14 protein-coding genes are annotated in these 20,317 nt (G+C 63.4%); 9 read left to right on the top strand and 5 right to left on the bottom strand.

Annotated features, from left to right (window positions below; genetic code table 11):
• Window positions 1-14: 14 nt before the first annotated feature.
• On the bottom strand, window positions 15-2,756 hold the full coding sequence (locus tag GGR25_RS21980; RefSeq protein WP_183401036.1) for a nitrate/nitrite transporter: 2,742 nt from the start codon (window positions 2,754-2,756) through the stop codon (window positions 15-17).
• A gap of 111 nt (window positions 2,757-2,867) precedes the next feature.
• Between GGR25_RS21980 and GGR25_RS21985 the strand changes: the two genes are divergently transcribed.
• Entirely contained in the window at window positions 2,868-3,671 is an 804-nt protein-coding gene (locus tag GGR25_RS21985) for a helix-turn-helix domain-containing protein (RefSeq protein ID WP_183401037.1), read from the top strand.
• A 741-nt stretch (window positions 3,672-4,412) separates the two neighbouring features.
• Here the strand turns inward: GGR25_RS21985 and GGR25_RS21990 are convergent.
• Complete coding sequence (locus GGR25_RS21990) at window positions 4,413-5,342, bottom strand: LysR family transcriptional regulator (RefSeq protein ID WP_183401038.1); 930 nt, start codon at window positions 5,340-5,342, stop codon at window positions 4,413-4,415.
• Between the two features lie 375 nt (window positions 5,343-5,717).
• Here GGR25_RS21990 and GGR25_RS21995 point away from each other — a divergent pair, with 375 nt between their 5' ends.
• The 7 genes from GGR25_RS21995 to GGR25_RS22025 all read left to right on the top strand — a co-directional run bounded on the left by GGR25_RS21995 (window position 5,718) and on the right by GGR25_RS22025 (window position 15,679).
• Complete coding sequence (locus GGR25_RS21995) at window positions 5,718-7,184, top strand: DUF1254 domain-containing protein (protein ID WP_183401039.1); 1,467 nt, start codon at window positions 5,718-5,720, stop codon at window positions 7,182-7,184.
• Between the two features lie 125 nt (window positions 7,185-7,309).
• Window positions 7,310-8,845 (top strand): DUF1254 domain-containing protein, encoded by a 1,536-nt coding sequence (locus tag GGR25_RS22000; protein WP_183401040.1) that lies wholly within the window; start codon window positions 7,310-7,312, stop codon window positions 8,843-8,845.
• Between the two features lie 823 nt (window positions 8,846-9,668).
• Window positions 9,669-10,424 carry a FadR/GntR family transcriptional regulator gene (locus GGR25_RS22005; RefSeq protein WP_246410179.1) on the top strand — a complete coding sequence of 252 codons (756 nt, stop codon included), beginning with the start codon at window positions 9,669-9,671 and terminating at the stop codon, window positions 10,422-10,424.
• Window positions 10,425-10,444: 20 nt separating this feature from the next.
• Window positions 10,445-11,431: a D-erythronate dehydrogenase gene (denD, locus tag GGR25_RS22010; RefSeq protein ID WP_183401041.1), complete on the top strand. Its 987-nt coding sequence runs from the start codon at window positions 10,445-10,447 to the stop codon at window positions 11,429-11,431.
• A 426-nt stretch (window positions 11,432-11,857) separates the two neighbouring features.
• Window positions 11,858-12,970: a substrate-binding domain-containing protein gene (locus GGR25_RS22015; RefSeq protein WP_210300061.1), complete on the top strand. Its 1,113-nt coding sequence runs from the start codon at window positions 11,858-11,860 to the stop codon at window positions 12,968-12,970.
• Window positions 12,971-13,195: 225 nt separating this feature from the next.
• On the top strand, window positions 13,196-14,707 hold the full coding sequence (locus GGR25_RS22020; RefSeq protein WP_183401043.1) for a sugar ABC transporter ATP-binding protein: 1,512 nt from the start codon (window positions 13,196-13,198) through the stop codon (window positions 14,705-14,707).
• A gap of 9 nt (window positions 14,708-14,716) precedes the next feature.
• Entirely contained in the window at window positions 14,717-15,679 is a 963-nt protein-coding gene (locus GGR25_RS22025) for an ABC transporter permease (protein ID WP_183401044.1), read from the top strand.
• Between the two features lie 532 nt (window positions 15,680-16,211).
• On the opposite strand, the gene GGR25_RS22030 is transcribed toward GGR25_RS22025, so the two are convergent.
• Both GGR25_RS22030 and GGR25_RS22035 read right to left on the bottom strand, forming a co-directional pair.
• On the bottom strand, window positions 16,212-17,588 hold the full coding sequence (locus GGR25_RS22030; protein WP_246410183.1) for an FAD-dependent oxidoreductase: 1,377 nt from the start codon (window positions 17,586-17,588) through the stop codon (window positions 16,212-16,214).
• A 49-nt stretch (window positions 17,589-17,637) separates the two neighbouring features.
• Complete coding sequence (locus GGR25_RS22035) at window positions 17,638-18,849, bottom strand: LVIVD repeat-containing protein (RefSeq protein WP_183401310.1); 1,212 nt, start codon at window positions 18,847-18,849, stop codon at window positions 17,638-17,640.
• Between the two features lie 276 nt (window positions 18,850-19,125).
• Here GGR25_RS22035 and GGR25_RS22040 point away from each other — a divergent pair, with 276 nt between their 5' ends.
• Complete coding sequence (locus GGR25_RS22040) at window positions 19,126-19,548, top strand: GlcG/HbpS family heme-binding protein (protein WP_183401046.1); 423 nt, start codon at window positions 19,126-19,128, stop codon at window positions 19,546-19,548.
• Between the two features lie 82 nt (window positions 19,549-19,630).
• Here the strand turns inward: GGR25_RS22040 and otnC are convergent, their stop codons facing one another.
• Window positions 19,631-20,314 carry a 3-oxo-tetronate 4-phosphate decarboxylase gene (gene otnC, locus GGR25_RS22045; RefSeq protein ID WP_183401047.1) on the bottom strand — a complete coding sequence of 228 codons (684 nt, stop codon included), beginning with the start codon at window positions 20,312-20,314 and terminating at the stop codon, window positions 19,631-19,633.
• Window positions 20,315-20,317: the final 3 nt, after the last annotated feature.

Genomic DNA, 20,317 nt, shown 5'->3' on the forward strand with positions numbered 1-20,317 from the left:
GTTTCGCGAATGGATCAGGCTGTCCGGGCCGGGCGCATGACGGCGCCGCGGCGGGCCCGCTCGACGTCGTGCAGCAGGCCGCCCTTGCGGGCGTAGACGAGCCAGGTGATGGCGAGGCAGCTCACATAGAAGGCGAGGAAACCCCAGAGCGCGGCCTCGGCGCCGCCCGTGAGCGCGATCGAGGTGCCGAAGCCCTTGGGGATGAAGAAGGCGCCGAAGGCAGCGATCGCCGAGGTGAAGCCCGTGATGGCGGCGGCTTCCTTGTCGGCCTGCCGGCGGCGCGCCTCGGCGTCGGCACCCGGCATCAGCCGATCCATCTCTTTCGCGCAGATCGCCGGGATCATCTGGAAGGTCGAGGCATTTCCGACGCCCGTCGCGAAGAACAGCAGCAGGAAGGCGCCGAAGAAGCCCCAGAACGCGCCCGGCTGGTCCTTGATGCCGATGAACCAGAGCACGCCGCCGCAGCCGGCCATCATCAGGACGAAGACGAACAGCGTGACGCGCGCCCCACCATAGCGATCGGCGAGCCAGCCGGTTCCCGAACGGGAGAGCGCGCCGATGAGCGGCCCGAGAAAGGCCAGCGACAACGCGTTGACCTCGGGGAACAGCATCTTGGCGAGCAAAGGGAAGCCGGCGGAGAAGCCGATGAACGAGCCGAAGGTGCCGGTGTAGAGCCAGCACATGATCCAGTTGTGCCGGCGCTGGAAGATCACCGCCTGCTCGGCGAAGGACGCCTTTGCTGAGGCAATGTCGTTCATGCCGAACCAGGAGGCGAAGGCAGAGAGCACGATGAACGGCACGAAGACGAAGCCGGCATTCTGCAGCCATAGCGGCGTTTCGCCCGCCGCGCCCTTCGCCATTGTCGGATCGCCGCCGAGAGCGCCGAACACGCCGGCCGTGATCACGAGCGGCACGACGAACTGGACGACGCTGACGCCGAGATTGCCGAGCCCGGCATTGAGGGCCAGCGCGTTGCCCTTCTCCGCCTTCGGAAAGAAGAACGAGATATTGGCCATGGAGGACGCGAAATTGCCGCCGCCGAAGCCGCAGAGCAGCGCGAGGATCAGCAGGACGACATAGGGCGTGTCCGGATTCTGCACCGCATAGCCGATCCCGACGGCCGGGATGACCAGCGACCAGGTGGTGAGCGTGGTCCACAGGCGGCCGCCGAAGATCGGCACCATGAAGGAATAGAAGATGCGCAGCACCGCGCCGGAGATGCCCGGCAGTGCGGCGAGCAGGAAGAGCTGGTCGGTCGAGAGCGCGAAGCCGACGAGCGGCAGCTTGGCGACGACCACCGACCAGACCTGCCAGACCGCGAAGGACAGCAGCAGCGCGGGGATGGAGAGGAACAGGTTGCGGCGCGCGATGGGCCGGCCGACGGTCTTCCAGAAGACGGGGTCCTCGGGCCGCCAGTCGGTCAGGACGGACGTGCCCGTCTTGGGCACGGCGACGGGCGCCGGCATGTCCTGCATCTCGGGGAAGGGCGGCAGCTTTGCGAGCGCCGCGCCGGCCGCGTTCTTCTCCATCTGCGCGATGGCGATGCGCATCCAGATGAGCGAGACGCTCACGAGGACGAAGAGCGCCATGAAGCAGCTCGTCCAGAGGCCGGTGAGATCGAGCAGGATGCCGAACAGGATCGGCAGGACGAAGCCGCCGAGCCCGCCGATCATGCCGACGAGGCCGCCGACCGAGCCGACATGGTTCGGATAATAGACGGGGATGTGCTTGTAGACGGCCGCCTTGCCGAGGGCCATGAAGAAGCCCAGCACGAAGATTGCGACGATGAAGCCGGGAAGCCCCATGGCGAGGCGGAAGGCGTAGTCGCCGCCCGCTCCGTGCACGACATAGTCGGTCGGCGGATAGGAGAGGACGAACGTCGCCACGATGCCGACAAGGAACGTCCAGGTCAGCACGCGCCGGGCACCATAGGTGTCGGAGAGATGCCCGCCATAGGCACGGAACAGGCTCGCGGGCACCGAGAAGAATGCGGCGATCATGCCCGCTATCTTGATGTCCAGCCCGTAGACGTTGATCAGATATTGCGGCAGCCACAGCGCCAGCGCGACGAAGGCGCCGAAGACGAAGAAATAGTACAGCGAGAAGCGCCAGACCTGGACGTTCTTCAGCGGTTCGAGCTCAAGCCAGGCGCTCTTCGGCGGCTCACCGCGGCGCTTCTGTTCCGCATGCACCGGATCGTCGCGCGTGGTGAGATAGAAGATGACGGCCATGGCGGCGAGGGCGATGGCCCAGACCTGCGCGACGGTCTGCCAACCGAAGGCGACCAGCACGAAGGGCGCGAGGAATTTCGTCACCGCCGAGCCGACATTGCCGGCTCCGAAGATACCGAGCGCGAGTCCCTGCTTCTCCGGCGGGTAGAAGCGGGACACATAGGCGACGCCGACGGAGAAAGAACCGCCGGCGATGCCCACGCCGAGCGCTGCGAGCAGCATCTGCGGATAGGTCGTGGCGTAGGCGAGCAGGAAGGTCGCGACCGCGGCCGCCAGCATGGTCGCCGCGAAGATGAGGCGCCCGCCATGGCGGTCTGCCAGGATGCCGAGGGGGACGCGCAGCAGCGAGCCGGCCAGGATCGGCGTCCCGACCAGGAGGCCGAACTGCGTCTCGGTCAGGCCGAGATCGGACCGTATGCGGATACCGATGATCGCGAAGATCGTCCATACTGCGAAGCACGCCGTGAAGCCGGCCGTGCTCATGCCGAGGATCCGCCCGGCATCGGGATGTGAGGTCGTCGCCATTCGTCGGAACTCTCTTGCGATCGGAGCGCTCGGGCCTAGGCGGCGAAACTGTGCCGCGCTCGGTCCAGCCCTAGGCAGGCTGAGCCACGGAACGGGTCGGTGTTTTGATTGATGTCAATTTATGACGTGATTTTTATCACGCGTATAGGTGATATAAGTCACGAAAAAGGAAGGCTGGGAGTGCACGATACGATCACGACGGTAGCCGAGGCCGAGACGCTGCCGATCTTCGCCCGACTGTCACCCGAGCGGCGGCAGGACCTGCTCGCGAATGCCATCCTGCACAGTGTCCCGCCGGGTGCCGTGCTGTTCGAGCAGGGCGAGGTGCCGAATTTCCAGCTGATCGTGATCGCCGGCTCCGCGCAGCTCCTCGGGCGGTCCGCCGCCGGCCGCGAGGTGCTGATCGAAACCGTGCGGGCGCCCGACCTGATCATCCCAGCAGCCGTGGTCAGCGGCGCGCCCTATCTGATGCAGGCGCGCGTGCCCGAGCCCTCGCGCTTCCTTCTTGTCCAGGCGGATGCCTTCCGCAGCGCGGTCGCCGCGGATCCGGGGTTGGCCCACGCGGTGATCGGCTCGCTCGCGACGCAGTTCCGTCGGATGGTTCGGCAGGTCAAGAACCTGAAGCTCCGCTCCACGACGGAGCGCGTCGGCTGCTATGTGCTCGCGCTCCGGGCACGGCAGGGAACGCCCGACCGGGCCGTGCTTCCATATGAGAAGACGCTGATCGCCTCCGAACTGGGCATGACGCGCGAATCCTTCTCCCGGACGCTCGCGAGTCTCGAGCAATCGGGACTCCAGGTGGAAGGCCAGACGATCCTCATCCGCGACGCGGCGAATCTCGCCGCAGTCTGCCATCCGGATCCACTGATCGACGACGATTTGTTCGGACGTGCATTGGAGTACGCCAACCAGTAAGTGCCTTCAGACGCGCCAACTGAGATCGGGCATATCCCCGCCTCGCCGGTCACGATCGGGTCACCGCTTGAAATTCCCACATGGCGCAACTCCCTACGTTGAATTTCGGCCCCATCGCCCGCTCCAATTCCACGAGCATCGACAAAGGCTTGACGGCCTACCGCTGACTACGCGTTCCCCAGGTTCTCCATCGCGTTCCCCATGCTGTTTACGACTCGTTCTTCGCCCGGCGATGCGCGGTCCGAAGTATCGCGATCTTGTCGCTCTTGCCGCGCCCCGCGGTTATAGCGCGACGTCGTCGAAGCCTGAGAATGGCCGACGGCGCCGCGTATATCGTCGAGCGGCGCCCCGGCATCCTCGGCTTCCGTGACAGCGCCTGCGCGCGTCCACGATCCGGACCGAATCGGGATTGCCGGCCATCGCTGCGATCGCCCTTCGCCGCCTCCACGGCCTCGGTCATCTCCGATTCGAGAGCCTCCCGCAGGACGGCTCTGACGACATCGCACAGCCCATCGGGGTGCTGCGAGAAAGGCTCCTTCACGGCCGCTACCCCCGGCTAGGTCTCGCGCCTGGTCATGGCGAGGCTCCGACTGGAGTGAGCGACGTGCCGAACATCACCAGCCGGACATGGCCAACCCCGGATCTTGCAGAACTCCCTGAACACGCTCTGTAGCCGCTGGCGTTGTCGGCATTGGCGCTGCGGCAGAGGGCGCCAAACAGGCGAGGCTCAGGCCGAAGGGACTACGATGTCGTGTGGTCCCGGAAATAGTCTCGTTCGGCTATCTTGGCGTGGCTTCGGAACGCCAGGGCTGCGTCGGGAAGCCTGCGTCCGCGAGCGGACATGAGCCCTTGCCGGATCGTCAGCCAGGGTGGGTGGAACGGCAGTTCGACCAGCTGACCTGATGCGAGTTGCGGGTCGCACAATCCGGGCGGCATGACGCACACCGCATCCGAGACCGTGACGACATCGATCATCGAGCGCGGCGTTGCCGATTCGATTGTCGGGAGGAAAAACCGTCCATCGTCCGACAGATTGCCGAGCCGGCTGCCCGTCGGCATGAAACGGCTGACGCGGCCCGGGAGGCGCGGTGCTGCGAAGCTGAACTCCGCAAAATCTTCGATTGTCAGCGCGCCGCGTCCCGCGAGCTTGTGCCCGGGGCGAACGAAGGCGGCACCCTGGCGTTCCGGAAACCGCTCCACGACGACGTCCGGACGCTGTTCCGCCTCGCTGCATTCGCCGATCGCCAGATGACATTCGCCGTCGAGGACCGCGTCGACGAGTTTCCACCAGTCGATCTCTCTCATGCTGATCGATATGTCCGGAAGCGCCTCGGTGAAGGCGGCGATCGCCGAGGGCACCCAGGACTGCGATGCGAAGGCCCCGGCACAAAGGCGAAGCTCCCCATTCGATCTGTGCCGGATCCGGGCGACGCCGGCCCGGAAGTCGTCATGTGCCCCGAGCAGTCTTTCAGCTTCGCGCAGGATGAGTTCGCCCTCGTGCGTGATTGTCACGCCCTGGCGATCCCGCTCGAAAAGGGCACAACCGAGGTCCTCCTCCAGGGTCTGGATTCGCCGTGACAATTGCGACTGGCTGACCCCGAGGATCAGCGCGGCGCGGCGAAAATTGCCATGTCTGGCCACCGCCTGCGCGTATCGCAGCGCGTCGTACAATGCCGACCCTCCTGATGCAGTTTTCGGATCACGAAGCTACTCGAAATGCATCAGCCTCACAATTACGACTGCGGAACGTTCGGTGCTCCGGACGGCGCGCTTCGCGCGGCATGCGGGGATCGAACGCGGTAACCTACAAAAGCCCAAACGAGGATCGCCGACCTGCAGCGACCGTGTGCTCGCGATGGTGCCGCTGGCGCATGTTAGGCGCCGCGGGCCAAGACCGTCCTCGCTTCTTGTGAAGGCGGTTGGGATGGCGCGAGAATGCGAGACTTCACGGCGCCGGGAGACGGCGAGGATGGGCGTCGGTTTCCGCATTCGTCGCAGATCACACATCCCTGATCCCGCTTCACAAGAAACTGCCGAGGAGATCCAATGACACGCACCCGCCAGCTTCTCACTGCCGCCATGCTCACGACCGCGGTCGGCACGGGCTCGATGGCTTATGCGCAACAGGCGACGACGCCTGTGGTGTTCTCCGAGCTGTCAGCGCCATCGGCGGACGTCACGCCACAGCCTGAGTATATCAAGGCGCTTGCGCGCTCCGCCTATGTATGGGGCTGGCCAATGGTCAACCAGATGAACAGGCGCGCCAAGATCACCCTGGCCCCGCAACCGGGCCTGCTGGGCGGTATCATACCCGTCGCTCCGCAGGGCCAGATCGGGATGCTGCACGACTATATTGCGCCCGATGAGCGCTTCGTCGTCTGCCCGAATCAGGACGTTGTCTACGGCCTCGGCTTCTTCGACCTCGACAAGGAGCCGTCGGTTATTCAGGTTCCCGACTTCGGCGACCGGTTCTGGGTCTATGCGCTCTATGATCAGCGGACCGATCAATTTGGCGAGTTGGGCAAGCCGTACGCTACCAAGCCGGGCTTCTACCTGATGGTCGGCCCGAACTGGAACGGTGAGGTGCCCGAGGGGATCACCGGTGTCGTGCGCTCTTCGACATCGCTCGCCAACGCCGTCCCACGCATCTTCCAGAACGATACCGACGAGGACCGCGCGGCGATCCAGTCGGTCATCAATCAAGTGGTTGCCTATCCGCTGTCGCAGTTCGACGGCAAGATGAAGACCATCGAATGGAACAAGCTCGAGGATATTCCGAACCCGGAAAAGCAAGGTGATCAGGAGACCGGCTGGATCGTTCCCGAGAAATTCTTCGACCAGTTTCCGGCAATGCTCGACATGGTACCGCCGCTTCCCGGCGAGGAGGCCATGTACGCCCAATTCCGCTGGTTGATCGGCCTTGCAGCGAAGAACCCTGACGTCAAGAAACTGATCGCCGAGGAGGCGGTCGCTACCGAAAAGGAAGTGATCGCGCCGTTCTTCCAGTGGAAGCACAATGGCAAGCCTGCCGGTAGCGGCTGGCACCGGTCCGTCAACAATGCCCAGTGGGGGGTGGACTACTACGACCGGACGGGCACCGCGAAATCGAACATGTTCGACAACCGGCCGAACGAAACTCAGTATTTCTATACGGATCTCGATTCGTCGGGCACGCAGCTCGAGGGGTCGAAGAACTACAAGATCACCTTCGCGGCCGGTGAGACCCCGCCCGTCAACGGCTTCTGGTCGCTGACGCTCTATAACGAGCACCACTTCTTCCACCCGAACAATCTGAAACGCTATTCGCTCGGGACGAAAAACACGACGCTCAAGCTCAACGACGACGGTTCACTCTCTCTCTATGCCGGTGCGAAATCTCCGGGCTCCGAGAAGGAGAGCAACTGGCTCCCGGCCCCGGAAGGTACGTTCTCGCTTTATATCCGGGCCTATTGGGGCAAGGAGGCGATCCTGGACGGCTCCTGGCAGCCGCCGAAGATCGAGCTCATCCAGTAAGCCGACCAAAAGACTGGCGACCGGCATGCTGCTGTCGCGAGGTCATCGCGCGACACTGCTCATCCGGTCGTTCCGTCTCCTGCCCTCCAGCACCCGCGATGCCATCCTGGCAAGAGGTCGCTCACATGATCCGCAACATCCTTCTTTCATCGGTCGCGACGGTCGCCATGGCTCTTGGCGCCATCAGCCCCGCCACGGCGCAGCAGGCACGATTCGACGAACTCGCCAAACTCCCCTTCGACTTCAACAGGCCGACGCCGGAGACGGCCAGGACACTGAAGCAGAACTTCGATTTTCAGCAGGCCACGCAGGCCTATCTCTGGGCGATGCCGCTCATCAACACGCTCGGCATGAAGTTCGGCTCGGACAAGGTGTTCGGCACCGGCTACAACGTGCTGCCGATCTGGAAACAGCGTCTCGACCCGAAGACGCTTGTGACGACGCCGAACTCCGATGTGCTCTACGCCATGAGCTATATCGACATGGGCGAGACCGGTCCGATCGTGCTGGAGGCCCCGCCCGGATTGCAGGGCATCCTGCTCGATTTCTGGCAGCGGCCGATCCCTGTCGATGGCGGCACGTATTTCGGCGATGTCGGTCTACCCGGGCCTGATCAAGGCAAGGGCGGCAAGTTCCTCGTCCTGCCTCCGGGATATGACGGCACGGTGCCGGATGGCTACTACGTCTATCGCTCGGGCACCAACAACCTCTTCGTGTTCCTGCGTGGCTTCTACGACGACCCCAACAACCTGACGCCGGCTGTCGAGCATCTGGAAAAGACCAGGATCTATCCGCTCGAGCTGGCGGAGGCGGAGCGGAAGGCGATGCAGTTTCCGGACGCTTCGGGCGTGCCGGCGAACATGCTGCCCCGCACCGACGTCGAAGCGTTCGAGCAGCTCAAATGGCTCGTCGATAAGGAGGGCCGGAATCTCGCCGGGCCGGACGGGCTGGGTATTCTCGCGAGCGTCGGTCTCGTCGCCGGCAAGCCCTTCGAGCCGAACGCCGAGAGGCGCGCTTTGCTGAAGGCCGCGGCGAAGACCGCTTACGACATGAGCCGCACGGTCGGCTTCCTGCCGGGCCTTGATGGCGTCGATTACCGCGTCTGGAAGGACCGGCAGTGGGTCAATCCGGTGAACAATGTCTCCGAGCCAGGAGCGAAGAAGTCGCTCGAGCTCGACTTCCGCAACAAGGCGGGCGGCTACTATGCCTTCGAGCCGCGCGTCTGGTTCTTCACAAACTACTATTCGATCAGCCCGGGCATGGTCTCGCAGATCCCGGGACGCGGCGCGGCCTATGCGATCAGCTTCAACGATGCCGCGGGAACTCCGCCCGTCGGCGACGCTTCTTACAAACTCACCCTACCGGCCGATATTCCCGCGGAAATGTTCTGGTCGGTGACGCTCTATGAGGCGACGAACGGCTCCGGCCTCGCGACGGAGCAGCGGCGATTCCCCTCGCTCGGCTCGCGCGACAAGCCCGTGCAGAATGCCGATGGCTCGACCGACCTCTACTTCGGCCCCAAGGCGCCGGAGGGCAAGGAAGCGAACTGGCTGCCGACCGCGCCGGAACGTGGCTTCTTCGCTATCCTGCGACTTTATGGGCCGACAGAGGCGGCGATCGACTACAGCTGGAAGCCGGGAGATCTCGAAGAGATCCGCTGAGGCGGTCCGCCGCGGCCAATCTGAGGAGGAGGGGCCTCGTTGTCTATCTGCGCGATCCCATCCCGCCCGGCCGATCCCGGTGATTGCAGTTGCGACGTCGGTCACCGTCGGGTCACCGCTCGAAATTCCGCCGGATTTCGTCCAGGTTCGACGGCCTCCAGCTCCGTCGGATCGTCCTGCATTTGAAGTCGATCGTACTCCAGGTCACCCTCTCAAATCGAAGCGAAGCGTACAATCTTAGATTGACGTTGTCATTTGTCGCTTGCCAAGGTTAGGGTCGAGGGTTCGAATCCCTTCGCCCGCTCCAATTTTCCGGCACCCACCGGAATGCGAAAAAGCCGCGGATCTCCGCGGCTTTTTGCGTTTTTGGGCTGTGCTGTTTCCGCGGACCTCGCATGTGATTCCAACTGCTCGCTTGACCGCCGGTCACCGCTCGGTCGCCGGGTCTCGAAGAGCGCTTGGGCGAGATCGTAGTGGCTGATGCGCGCAGCGGGAGATAGGCGGGCGTGCCCTGAGGTGCGCCCCGTTCTCCTGCCGGCCCGCGGTCCTCGGCCGGTATCGGCGCGGAAACACAACGCGGTTGGTTTCGCCTCGATGTATTGCCGCGCGAACCTTGGGGCATTGGGTTGCGAGACTCGCGCGCGCGATCCGGGCAGCGGGGTTCGCCCCCGGGGTCGCGAGCCGACGCCGCACGCGCTTCCCTTGAGGTCGATTGTGTCGGGCGGCCGCTACAGGAATTCTCCGTTCGGGAGGATTCACCGCGTGACAAAATGGGAAAAGTGCCTTAACTGGATTGGTTAGTGGTCCAGTTGTCGGTGCTCAATTGACGGTCCCTCTCTCCCCTCTGCGCGAGTCCATCCACAAGCAAACAGCCAAGGAGTTGATACGTGACAAGCTCGTCGCGCTCATCGCGTCGGGCATCCTGCAGATGGGCGACGAAATTCCGAGCGAGCGCGAGCTTGCGAGCATGTTGTCGGTCAGTCGCGAGACTGTCAGGGGGGCGATCCAGAGACTGGCCGGCGAGGGCATCGTCCAGGTTTCGCAGGGTGCCCGCACCCGTGTGGCCAAGGTCGACGTGAACATCGCGGCACGTCGGATCGGCATCGCCAACCCTTCGGCCATCAACGGATATGACCTCGAAGCCGTGCATGGCGCCCGCCTTCTGGTGGAGGGGGCAACGGTCCGTGACGCCGCTTTGCGAATGAGCGAAGCCGATATCGGACGTCTGAAGGACTCGCTCGAGGTGCAGCGTGCCTCGAAGGATGATCCGGTTCGCTTCCTGATATGCGACAGGGAATTTCATCTGACGATCTACTATGCCTCGAGCAACCGACTGCTCGCTGATTTCGTCGTCGACCTCTACACATACATGCTCGATCACCGAAGAGCGGCGATGGGCAAGCCGGGCGCGATTGCGCAGAGTCTTCTCGATCACGAGGCCATCGTATCGGCGCTCAGCAATCGAGACCCGGACGGCGTCGCCCGTGCATTCCACCAGCACATTGTCAGAATTTACGACACGACAGTCGCGCTGAGTGCCGGCGAACCGCACGTCAAATCCCCCGCAAACGGCAGTTGAGCCAGGAACAAGGTCGAGCCATGCGTGTCCTCATCATTGGCGCTGCGGGAATGCTTGGGCGCAAGCTTGCCACCGCTCTCGTAAAGGCAGGTTCGCTGAACGGGCGCCCGATCAGCGGTCTCGTTCTGGCGGATGTGATCGAACCGGACGCCGTCGCCTTTTCCGGCGAGGTCGAGACCCTCGACGCCGATATTTCCGAGCCAGGCAAAGCCGAAGCGCTCGTGGCGAGACGGCCCGATGTGATCTTCCATCTGGCAGCAATCGTTTCGGGCGAGGCCGAGGCGAATTTCGAGAAGGGCTATCGCGTCAATCTCGACGGTACGCGCGCGCTGTTCGAAGCGATCCGCAAGGCCGGCGAGACGGAACCCTATGCGCCGAAGCTGGTGTTCACGTCGTCGATCGTCGTTTATGGCGAGCCTCTGCCCGAGTATATCGATGACGACTATGTCGTGGCGCCCTTGACGTCCTATGGCGCCCAGAAGTCGATCTGCGAGACGTTGCTGGCAGATTATTCACGCCGCGGCTTCTTCGACGGCATCGGAATCCGGTTGCCGACGATATCGATCCGGCCCGGCAAGCCCAATCGAGCGGCGTCCGGCTTCTTCTCCAGCATATTGAGGGAGCCGCTGATCGGCGAGCCCGCCATATTGCCGGTTTCGGACGATGTCAGACACTGGTTCGCGAGTCCTCGGGCTGCGATAGCCTTCATGATTCACGCCGCGAACCTCGATACACGGCTGCTGGGCGCCCGCCGGGCCGTGACGATGCCGGGACTATGCGCCACCGTCGGGGACCAGATCGATGCGCTGCGCCGCATAGCCGGCGAGGATGCGACGAAGCTGATACGGCGCCAATACGATCCCGCGGTCGCCGACATCATTGCGGGCTGGCCGCGCTGCTTTCGCGCGGAGCGCGCGGAGCAACTGGGCTTCAAGGCGGAGGCTGACTTCGACGAGATCATCCGCGTTCACCTCGAGGACGAACTCGCGATCCCGGCTTCCAACTGAGCCGCCTGCATGACCCAACGGCACCAGGGCGGAGGACTTGCCGGCACAAGGGGTGCTGACGATACGCACCGTGACGCCGGTTCCGGTGCGGAGAATGCCCCATGCGCTTCCGGTCGCTCTTCGGCCGCGGATCGCGGCCTCGGGTTCGATGAGATTTCGGTCCTCGGTCGGGCGTAAAAATAGACTGGCCTGCTGGCGGTACCAGTTGACAAGTTGATGTCGACACTTCAGTTTGACTTGAACGCCAGATTGCGGATCGAAGCGCGCGCGATCGGAGCGAAAAGCGGAGGGAAGCGCGCTTCCGAACGGCGAATACAGCCCGCATCTCGATGGGTTGGGTTCCGCTGCGTAGCTGCGGCTACGAGCGGCCGGCGGTTGGAGGATCGCCGATCGACAGCATGTCATTACATCAGGGAGGAGACTGAGTTGAAAACGCGTATGGCAGTATTGGCACTGGCGCTGTTCGGCACCGTGGCGTTGTCGCCCGTGGCCTCGGCTGCGGAGCTTTCGGTTCCAGCATTCTCGACGGACGAGATCAAGAGCACCGGTCCCAACGGCGAAGCTGCCGTCTCGGCGACGAAGCTGTCGCTGACCGACGAGGAATTGAAGAAGCTGAAGGATGGGCACTTCAAGGTGGCCATGGCCTTCCACATGCTCTCCAACGAGATGAACAACACCGAGCTCGCGGCGCTGAAGGACACGTTCGAGAAGCTCGGCGTCGAGGTCGTCGGCGTGACCGACGCGCAGATGAAGGTCGAGACGCAGGTCGCGAACATCGAGAGCCTGATGGCGCTCCATCCCGACGCGATCCTCAGCACGCCCATCGATCCGGTATCCACGGAGGCCAGCTACCGGGCCGCGGCCAAGGCCGGGGCGAAGATCGTGTTCATCGAGAACATCGCCGCCAATTTCAAGCCGGGCGTCGACTATGTCAGCGCCGTCGCGGCCGATAATTTCGGCAACGGCATGGCCGCCGCCGACATCATGGCGGAAGCGATCGGCGGCAAGGGCGAGGTCGGTGTCGTCTTCTTCGACGCCAATTTCTTCGTGACGACCCAGCGCTCCGACGGCTTCAAGTACCGGATCCAGAACGCCTACCCGGACATCAAGATCGTCGCCGAAGCCGGCTTCACGGACCAGAATCGGGTCAGCGAGGTTGCGGACGGCATGCTCGCCAATCATCCGAACCTTGCCGGCGTCTTCGCCGTCTGGGACGTTCCCGCGGAGGGCGTGATGGCGTCCGCCAAGTCGGCGGGACGGAACGATCTGGTCATCACCACGATCGATCTCGGTGCCAATGTGGCCCGCATCATCGCCGAAGACGGCATGATCAAGGGACTGGGTGCGCAGCGGCCTTATGACCAGGGCGTGGCGATCGCCATGGCGACGGCATACGGACTGATCGGCAAGCCCGCACCGGCCTTCATCGCGGTCCCGGCGCTGCCGGTTGTCCGCGGCAACCTGCTCGAGGCTTGGAAAGAGGCTTACCACAAGGATGCTCCGAAGGAGCTGGCCGACCTGGTGGCGAAGAAGCAATAGACCACGCCGGCAATCGGCTGTCAGGCGGGGCAGTTCACCCCGCCTGACAGCCGAGAAGCCATGCCTGAGGCAAGCGTGTACCATCGCCGGGAGATCACTCCCGGCGCTGCACTCAGGCCTGATCGGCGCCGGCGGCGATGGATGGCGTGATCCGTGCTCATGCGACGCGGTGCCGTTCCCAGCATCATGACGAAATCGAATGTCCATTGACCAGGAGACTGACGCATGGGCCAGCCAGCCGCGACGCAGCCCGTTCTTCAGCTCGAAGGCGTCTCCAAGTCCTTTGGCGGCGTCAAAGCGCTCCACGACATGCACTTCGATCTCCGCAAGGGCGAGGTGCATGCGCTGGTCGGCGGCAATGGGGCCGGCAAGTCGACGCTCATGAAGATCCTCAACGGGGTCTATCAGCGCGATTCCGGAACCATAAGGATCAACGGGCAGGTCGCGAACATCCAGACCCCCAACGACGCCATGGCGAACGGCGTGCGGATGGTCTTCCAGGAACTGAGCCTCATTCCGACCCTGACGGTCATGGAGAACGTCTTCCTCAACCATGAGGAAGTGAACTGGCGTTTCCTCCTCGACAAGAAGGCGATGGTCCGGCGAACGCGGGAATTGCTCGAGGAGTTGGGGATCGATCTCGACCCCAATCAGAAGGTCAGCACGCTCAGCGTGGGATATTGCCAGCTGGTGGAGATCGCCAAGTCGCTCTCCGTTCAGGCCTCGATCCTGATCATGGACGAGCCGACGGCGTCGCTCACCGCTGCCGAAACGACCCTGCTTTTCAATATCATCGAGCTGCTCAAGGCCAAGGGCGTCTCGATCATCTACATCTCGCACCGGATGAAGGAGATTTTCGAGATCGCCGATCGCATCACCGTTCTCAAGGACGGGCGATGGGTCCTCACCGAGAAGACGGCAGATCTCGATCTCGGGCGGGTCATCGACGGAATGATCGGCAAGGCCGTCGAGAAGGCGTTCGAATGGAAGGATCGCGCCAAGCCGGTTATCGACGAGCCGATCCTGGAGGTCCGTGGCTTGTCCCAGGACGACATGGTGCGCGACGTCTCCTTCGACCTGAAGAAGGGTGAGGTGCTGGGCATTGCCGGACTGATGGGCAGCGGGCGCACCGAACTTCTGGAGGCGCTGTTCGGGCTTCGACGGATTTCGGCGGGGTCCATCCGCGTCCGCGGAAAGGACACCAGCATTTCGGGGATCTCCGACGCTCTGGCGAACAAGATCGCGCTCGTGCCCGAGGATCGCAGGAGAAGCGGGCTGATCCTGATCCACAGTGTTCGGGACAACGCTGCCCTCCCCGTCCTGTCGAGATTGAGCAGGCTCGGCGTCCTGGACAAACCGCGGATCTCCGGGATGGTCACCGCAAACATCCGCGATCTCGCCATCAAGGCCGGTTCGGCGAGCCGTCTCGTCTCGCTTCTTTCAGGCGGCAATCAGCAGAAGGTGGTGATCGCCAAGTGGCTGAACACCGCGCCGGACATCCTGCTGCTGGATGAGCCGACCGCCGGCGTCGATGTCGGCTCGAAGGGCGAGATCATCGATTTCATCCGGAGTTTCACCGCGACCGGCAAGAGCGTGATCCTCGTATCGTCCGAGATCGCCGAATTGCTGGCGGTGTCGGATCGGATCCTTGTCCTCAACGAAGGGCGGATAACCCGTGAGCTGATGCGCGAGGCGATCAGTACCGAAGAAGAAATCCAATTCGCTATACAGAAATGAGTCTGTCTCATGCATAATCTTCTCACTCGCTTCGATCTGGCGAAAAATATCGTCTATATCGCGTTCTTCATCGCGATCATATTCTTCGCAATCACGCTCGGAGACAGATTCTATTCGATAACCAATATCCTGAATATAACGCGACAAACCGCGATGATATCGATCATGGCGGTGACGATGACGTTCGTTATCTCGACCGGCCAGATCGATCTGTCGATCGGCTCGATCGCGGCGCTGGCGTCCCTGATTGTCGCGCTGATGCTGCAATCGACGGAAAACATAGCGCTTTCCGTGTTTGTCGGCCTCGGCTTCGGGATGGTCACCGGCGCGTTGAACGGCATTCTCATCACTGCCTTGGGCGTTCCCGCATTCCTCGTGACGCTGGGCATGATGGGCATCATCAAGGGGCTCGCGATGTGGATCACCGCCACGACCGCGATCCCCATCAGGGTCGACGACTACAACACGATCTTTGGTCTCGGGACCGTGTTCGGCATTCCGATTCTCTTCGTGTGGACCCTCGTCGCACTGGCGATCGGCCTGTTCGTCATGAACTACACGACCTTCGGCAAGAAGGCGCTGGCCGTGGGCGGCAACGAGGTCGCCGCGCGATACAGCGGCGTGAATGTCAGGAACATCAAGATCATTGCGATGACCATGTCCGGCTTCACGGCGGCGTTCGCCGGCATTCTCTATTCCGGACGAATGCAGGCGGGTCGCTTCACGTTCGGCGAAGGCGATGAGCTGACAGTGATTGCCGCAGTCATCCTCGGTGGAACCAGCCTCTTTGGGGGGACTGCCAATGTGTTTGGGGCCGTGGTCGGCTCGTTGCTGATCGGCATCATCAACAATGGCCTGATCCTTGGCGGACTGACGGTCAGCCAGCAGATGATGGTTCGTGGCGTCATCGTCATTCTGGCGACCGCGCTCGGGACGAGAGGCCGCTTCTTCCGAAAGAAGACTCCGAGCTGACAACCCGGGTTCGCCCGGTCAGCATGACGGGTCCGTCGGGGGCGATCCTTCGCTTCCGGCAGGCGCTCCGGGATGGTCGAGCATCGCGACGAGTCCCGCTCCTGCAGCACGAGCCATGAGTGGATCACCCCGGCCGATGGGATGCGGAACCCATGCTCGCGCCGTTCGAACCTGGCGACGCGTCCCGATCCCCATGCATTTCGCCGTTCGTGATGCCATGGCGTCGACACAGACCAGACGTGAAGCCGATGCTTGAAAGCTGACGGCAGGCCTCGTCGCGTCGGGTCGCCGAGGACGATGTCTATCGGATGGGCACGACCTCGGGCCGATGGCCGACGCGAGCCGGCTGCCCCGAGCGCGGCCCGCAAGTTGGACTGTTCCGGTCCGATCGCCGCGGCCTGGAGGGCGAGACTGGCGGCCATCTACCAAGCAAATCGGGGTCGACGGCTGTGCCGTCGACCCCGATTTCGTTGTGCGGCGCGTCTGCGGATCGCTCCAGGCGCTGATCCACCATGCGCGCTCCCGACGCGCGCTACTGTGCCGGGATGGTCTCGGTTGCCTCGTCTAACGTGCCGAGCACGGCGCCCTTGGCCCGCAGCTTCGCCTGAATATCGGCAACCGGCACCTTGGCGACCTCGATGCCGTCTCGCGCGGCGATCGTTGCGGCATAGGCTGCCGCCTCTCCGGTCATCGTGCAGGCGGGCACATTGCGTGTCGAACCGTAGGCGACTTCATCAACCGAAATGCAGCGACCCGCCATGATCAGGTTGCCGGTATGCGCCGGCAGCATGCACCGGAAGGGAATCCCGTAGCCCTCGCCGACATTGTCCATGATCGCGCGACTGCCCCCGGGCTCGTGCACGTCGACCGGCGAGTTGCAAAGCCCGATCGCATCGGCGAAGCGCGCCTGGCCGCGCACATCGGCTTCCGTCAGCACATATTGGCCGAGGATGCGCCGGGTCTCGCGCACGCCGAGCTTCGGCGCGACCTCGAGGAAGATTGCCTTGTCGAAGCCGTCGACATAACGCTGCAGAAAGTCGAAGGCACAATAGGCCTGCTTGCGGATCTCGATCTCGGCACGGCTGAGATCCCGATCGTCGAGACCGTTGCCCTGAAAGCGCGTGACGTTGACGCTGATCTCGCCGGGGATGAGCCCGGTCTTCATGGTGATGTGGTCTTTCGGGATGATCCAGTTGAAGCCTTCCTTCCGGGCCTCCTCGATCCGCCGCGTGAAGCCCGTCAGCAGGACGGCCATCACATAGTCCTCGTTGCGATCACCGGCTTCCTTGGGATGGACCAGTTCCCACATGTCGTCGCTGTGCTTGCGGCAGTCCGCCACCAGGGCGGGCACATCGACGTTGAGCAGGCGGAAATAGGACGTGATCGGCTGGGTCAGGCCATCCTTCTTTCGTCCGAGCATGAACTCGGCGCCGGCAAGCGCGGCGACATCGCCGTCGCCCGACGCATCGATGAAGACCTTGCCGAGCACGAGGCTTGTGCCCGATTTCGTCTGGATCGTCAGGCCTTCGAGCTTCTCGCCATCCATGACGACGCCCGTCACCATCGCCCGCAGCAGCACTTCAACGTCCGCTTCCTCGACCATCTCGATGATGACGCGCTGCATCACCTCGGCGTCGAAGGTGCCGGTGTACTTTCCCCAGTAGGATTCGCGGATACGCCCATCGGCGCCCTTGTAGCCGACGCAGCGGTCGATCATTTCCTGAAAGACGCCGCCATTGATCAATCCGGTCGGCTTGGTCAGCCGGCCGCCCGTGATCAGGCCGCCAAGAAAGCCCGTTCCCTCGAGCAGCAATGTCCGGGCGCCCTCGCGCGCCGCCCGGATGGCGGCGACAATTCCGGAGGAGCCGGCTCCGATAACTACGACGTCGTACGATCCGAATAGATTCATCGTCATTCCCTTGGCAGTCCGGTGCTCTGATATGTTTGTGGGGCGACGATCAGCCGCCAAACTCCATCACGGAGAGGCCGGCGTTGTAATCGGTCACATAGATCAGGCCGCTCTGCTCGACGAATATGTCGCAGCTCTGGATGATCTTCTTCTTGCCGGGTCTCTTATCCATGAGCTCCGTCGGCGCGGCCGGGATCAGCGCGCCGACTTCCTTCGGCGAATAGGCGTTGGAAATATCGTGGACCCGCACGCCTGCGTTCTGCCAGGTCGAGAAGATGATGCTGGAACTCTGGAACGTCCCCGGCCTGTTCTCATGGATGTTGTGGGGACCGTAATGCGCGCCGCGATAGCGATAATCGGCCTCGGCCGGCTCGGGCAGCGTGGCGATCGAGATCGGGTTTGCTGGGACCCGAACATCGAAGATCCAAATGTTCTTGCGCCCGTCCTCGTAGTCGTCGAGCACGGCCTCGTCGAGGACGACCAACAGATCACGGTCAGCCAGAGGCAGACAATTGTGGGTTCCGCCCTGAAAAGGAGGCGACCAATTGTGATGCTTGATCAGCTTCGGCTTGGACCGATCGGCGACATCCATCACCACCAGCCCGGCGTCTCGCCATGCGCCATAGGCGATGTCGCCGTCGACGAGCGCATGGTGGAGGCCGAACTTGCTGCTGGCCGGCCAGCTTGGCGTCTCGCCCGCCGCGAGGTTCATGCCCGGCAGCCAGTAGCGGCCGGCCTCCCGGGGGTTCGCGGGATCGGACATATCGACTGTCATGAAGATGAAGTCGCTGAAACCGTCGAGCAGCGCGGAGACATAGGCCCAGCGGCCGCCCGTGTACCAGATCCGGTGAATACCGCCCGAGACGGGCATGAAGCCGATGCGGCGCGGGCTGTCTCCCTTGGATATGTCGTATACGGCCATGCCCGCGTCCCAGTCGCGGGCGGATTTCGGGGCCGCAGTGCCGAGGGCAGCGCCGGCGGACGCCTTGTAGTAGCTCGCCTCATCGGCAAAGGCGGCGTCGGCGAAGACATCCTTGCCGTGGATGACCAGGAGCAGGTTGTCGTGAACCTGCAGATGCACATTCCATGTGTTGGGCGGCGCCTGAACATAGGTGCAGAAGCGGATGTTCTTCGGATCCCTGACGTCGAGGACCGTGAAGCCCCGGCTGAACAGATGTCCGATATAGGCATAGCCGTTCTGGACCATGACCTGGATGCCGTCGCGGCGACCGCCCTGATCCGAATGGCCGATGAGGCGCATGTTGCGCACATATTCTGGAGAGGGAAGAGTGTTGGTCACGTGCCTGCTGCTCCGACATGGCGATGCGAAATCGTAAGGGCGGAAACGGGACACAGCCGTGCACGCGCCATTGCGCACGTGCTTGCGGCCCCTTTGGCCGCAATCAAAACCCGCGACCCCCTTTCGGCTCCATCCCCCTCGTCACCCGATCGCGCGACGATGCGAGCACACTAGTGGTTGACTTGCACTTGTCAACTGGTACTAACAGCGGACCAGCTTTGCCCGGGGGATAGTCCTATGAGCGCCAACGATCTTCTCCTTCTTCGCCCCCGCCTGACGATTGCGGCGGCGAAGGCCATTGCCGCCGCCGCAGAAGCTGCCGCACTGGAGCGGCAGGTGAGGCTCGTCATCGCGATCGTCGATGAAGGAGGCCATCTGATGCTGCTCCATCGCGACGACGACGCCCAGGTCGGCAGTGTCGAGATCGCGACGCTGAAGGCACGTACGGCGGTTCTGTTTCGCCGGCAAACAAAAGCCTTCCAGGATGTCGTCGAGGGCGAGGGCCGCCTTGCGCTCCTGTGCATCCCCAATGGAATACCTCTGGATGGCGGCGTGTTGCTGAAGTCCGGCGACGTGATCATCGGCGCGATCGGAGTGAGCGGCGCATCCGATGAAATCGACGGCGATATCGGGCGGATCGGCGCTGCGTTGCTGGGCTGAGCCGCCCACGCCGCGGATCGGCCGGATGTTCCGGCACCTATGGCGCGGCTCGCCCGATGCGGCGCGCCATTCCGCTCGCCCCTCAGGCGGACGGCTCCTCGTGGTCGTGATGCTCGTGACCGGCCGGCAGTGTCAGCCCGAAGGTCTTCACGAGGTCATCGACCTGATCCGGCGTCAGATAGCGCGGGTTCAAATTGCGCAGCAGCAAATAGAGCCGCGCCGTTTCCTCAAGTTCCTCCGTCGCGAACACGGCCGCCTCGAGGCTGTCGCCTGCGACGACCGGACCGTGATTGGCGAGCAGGATCGACGAATACTGCCCCGACAGGCCCCTGATGGCATCGGCGACGGCCGGATCACCAGGACGATAATAGGGTATGAGCGCGGTCTGTCCGGCGCGCATCAGGTAATAGGGCGTCATCGGCGGCAGCGCCGCGCGCGGATCGATCTCCGGCAGCATGGTCAGCGCCACGGCGTGCGTCGAGTGGAGATGGACGATGGCGCGCGCGCCGGGGCGCGTCTCGTAGACCGCCGAATGGAGCGGGATCTCCTTGGTCGGCCGGTCACCGGAAACGAGGTTGCCTTTGCCGTCGAGACGCGTGATCCGGGCGGGGTCGAGAAAGCCGAGCGACGCATTGGTCGGCGTCACCAGCCAGCCGCCATCATCGAGCCGGATCGAAATATTGCCCGACGAGCCCGGCGTCAGGCCGCGCTCGAACAGCGAGCGGCCGAAACGGCAGATATCTTCTCTGAGGCTGTTTTCGGACATGCA

The organism is Kaistia hirudinis (assembly GCF_014196455.1).
In the GTDB taxonomy this organism is placed as follows: domain Bacteria; phylum Pseudomonadota; class Alphaproteobacteria; order Rhizobiales; family Kaistiaceae; genus Kaistia; species Kaistia hirudinis.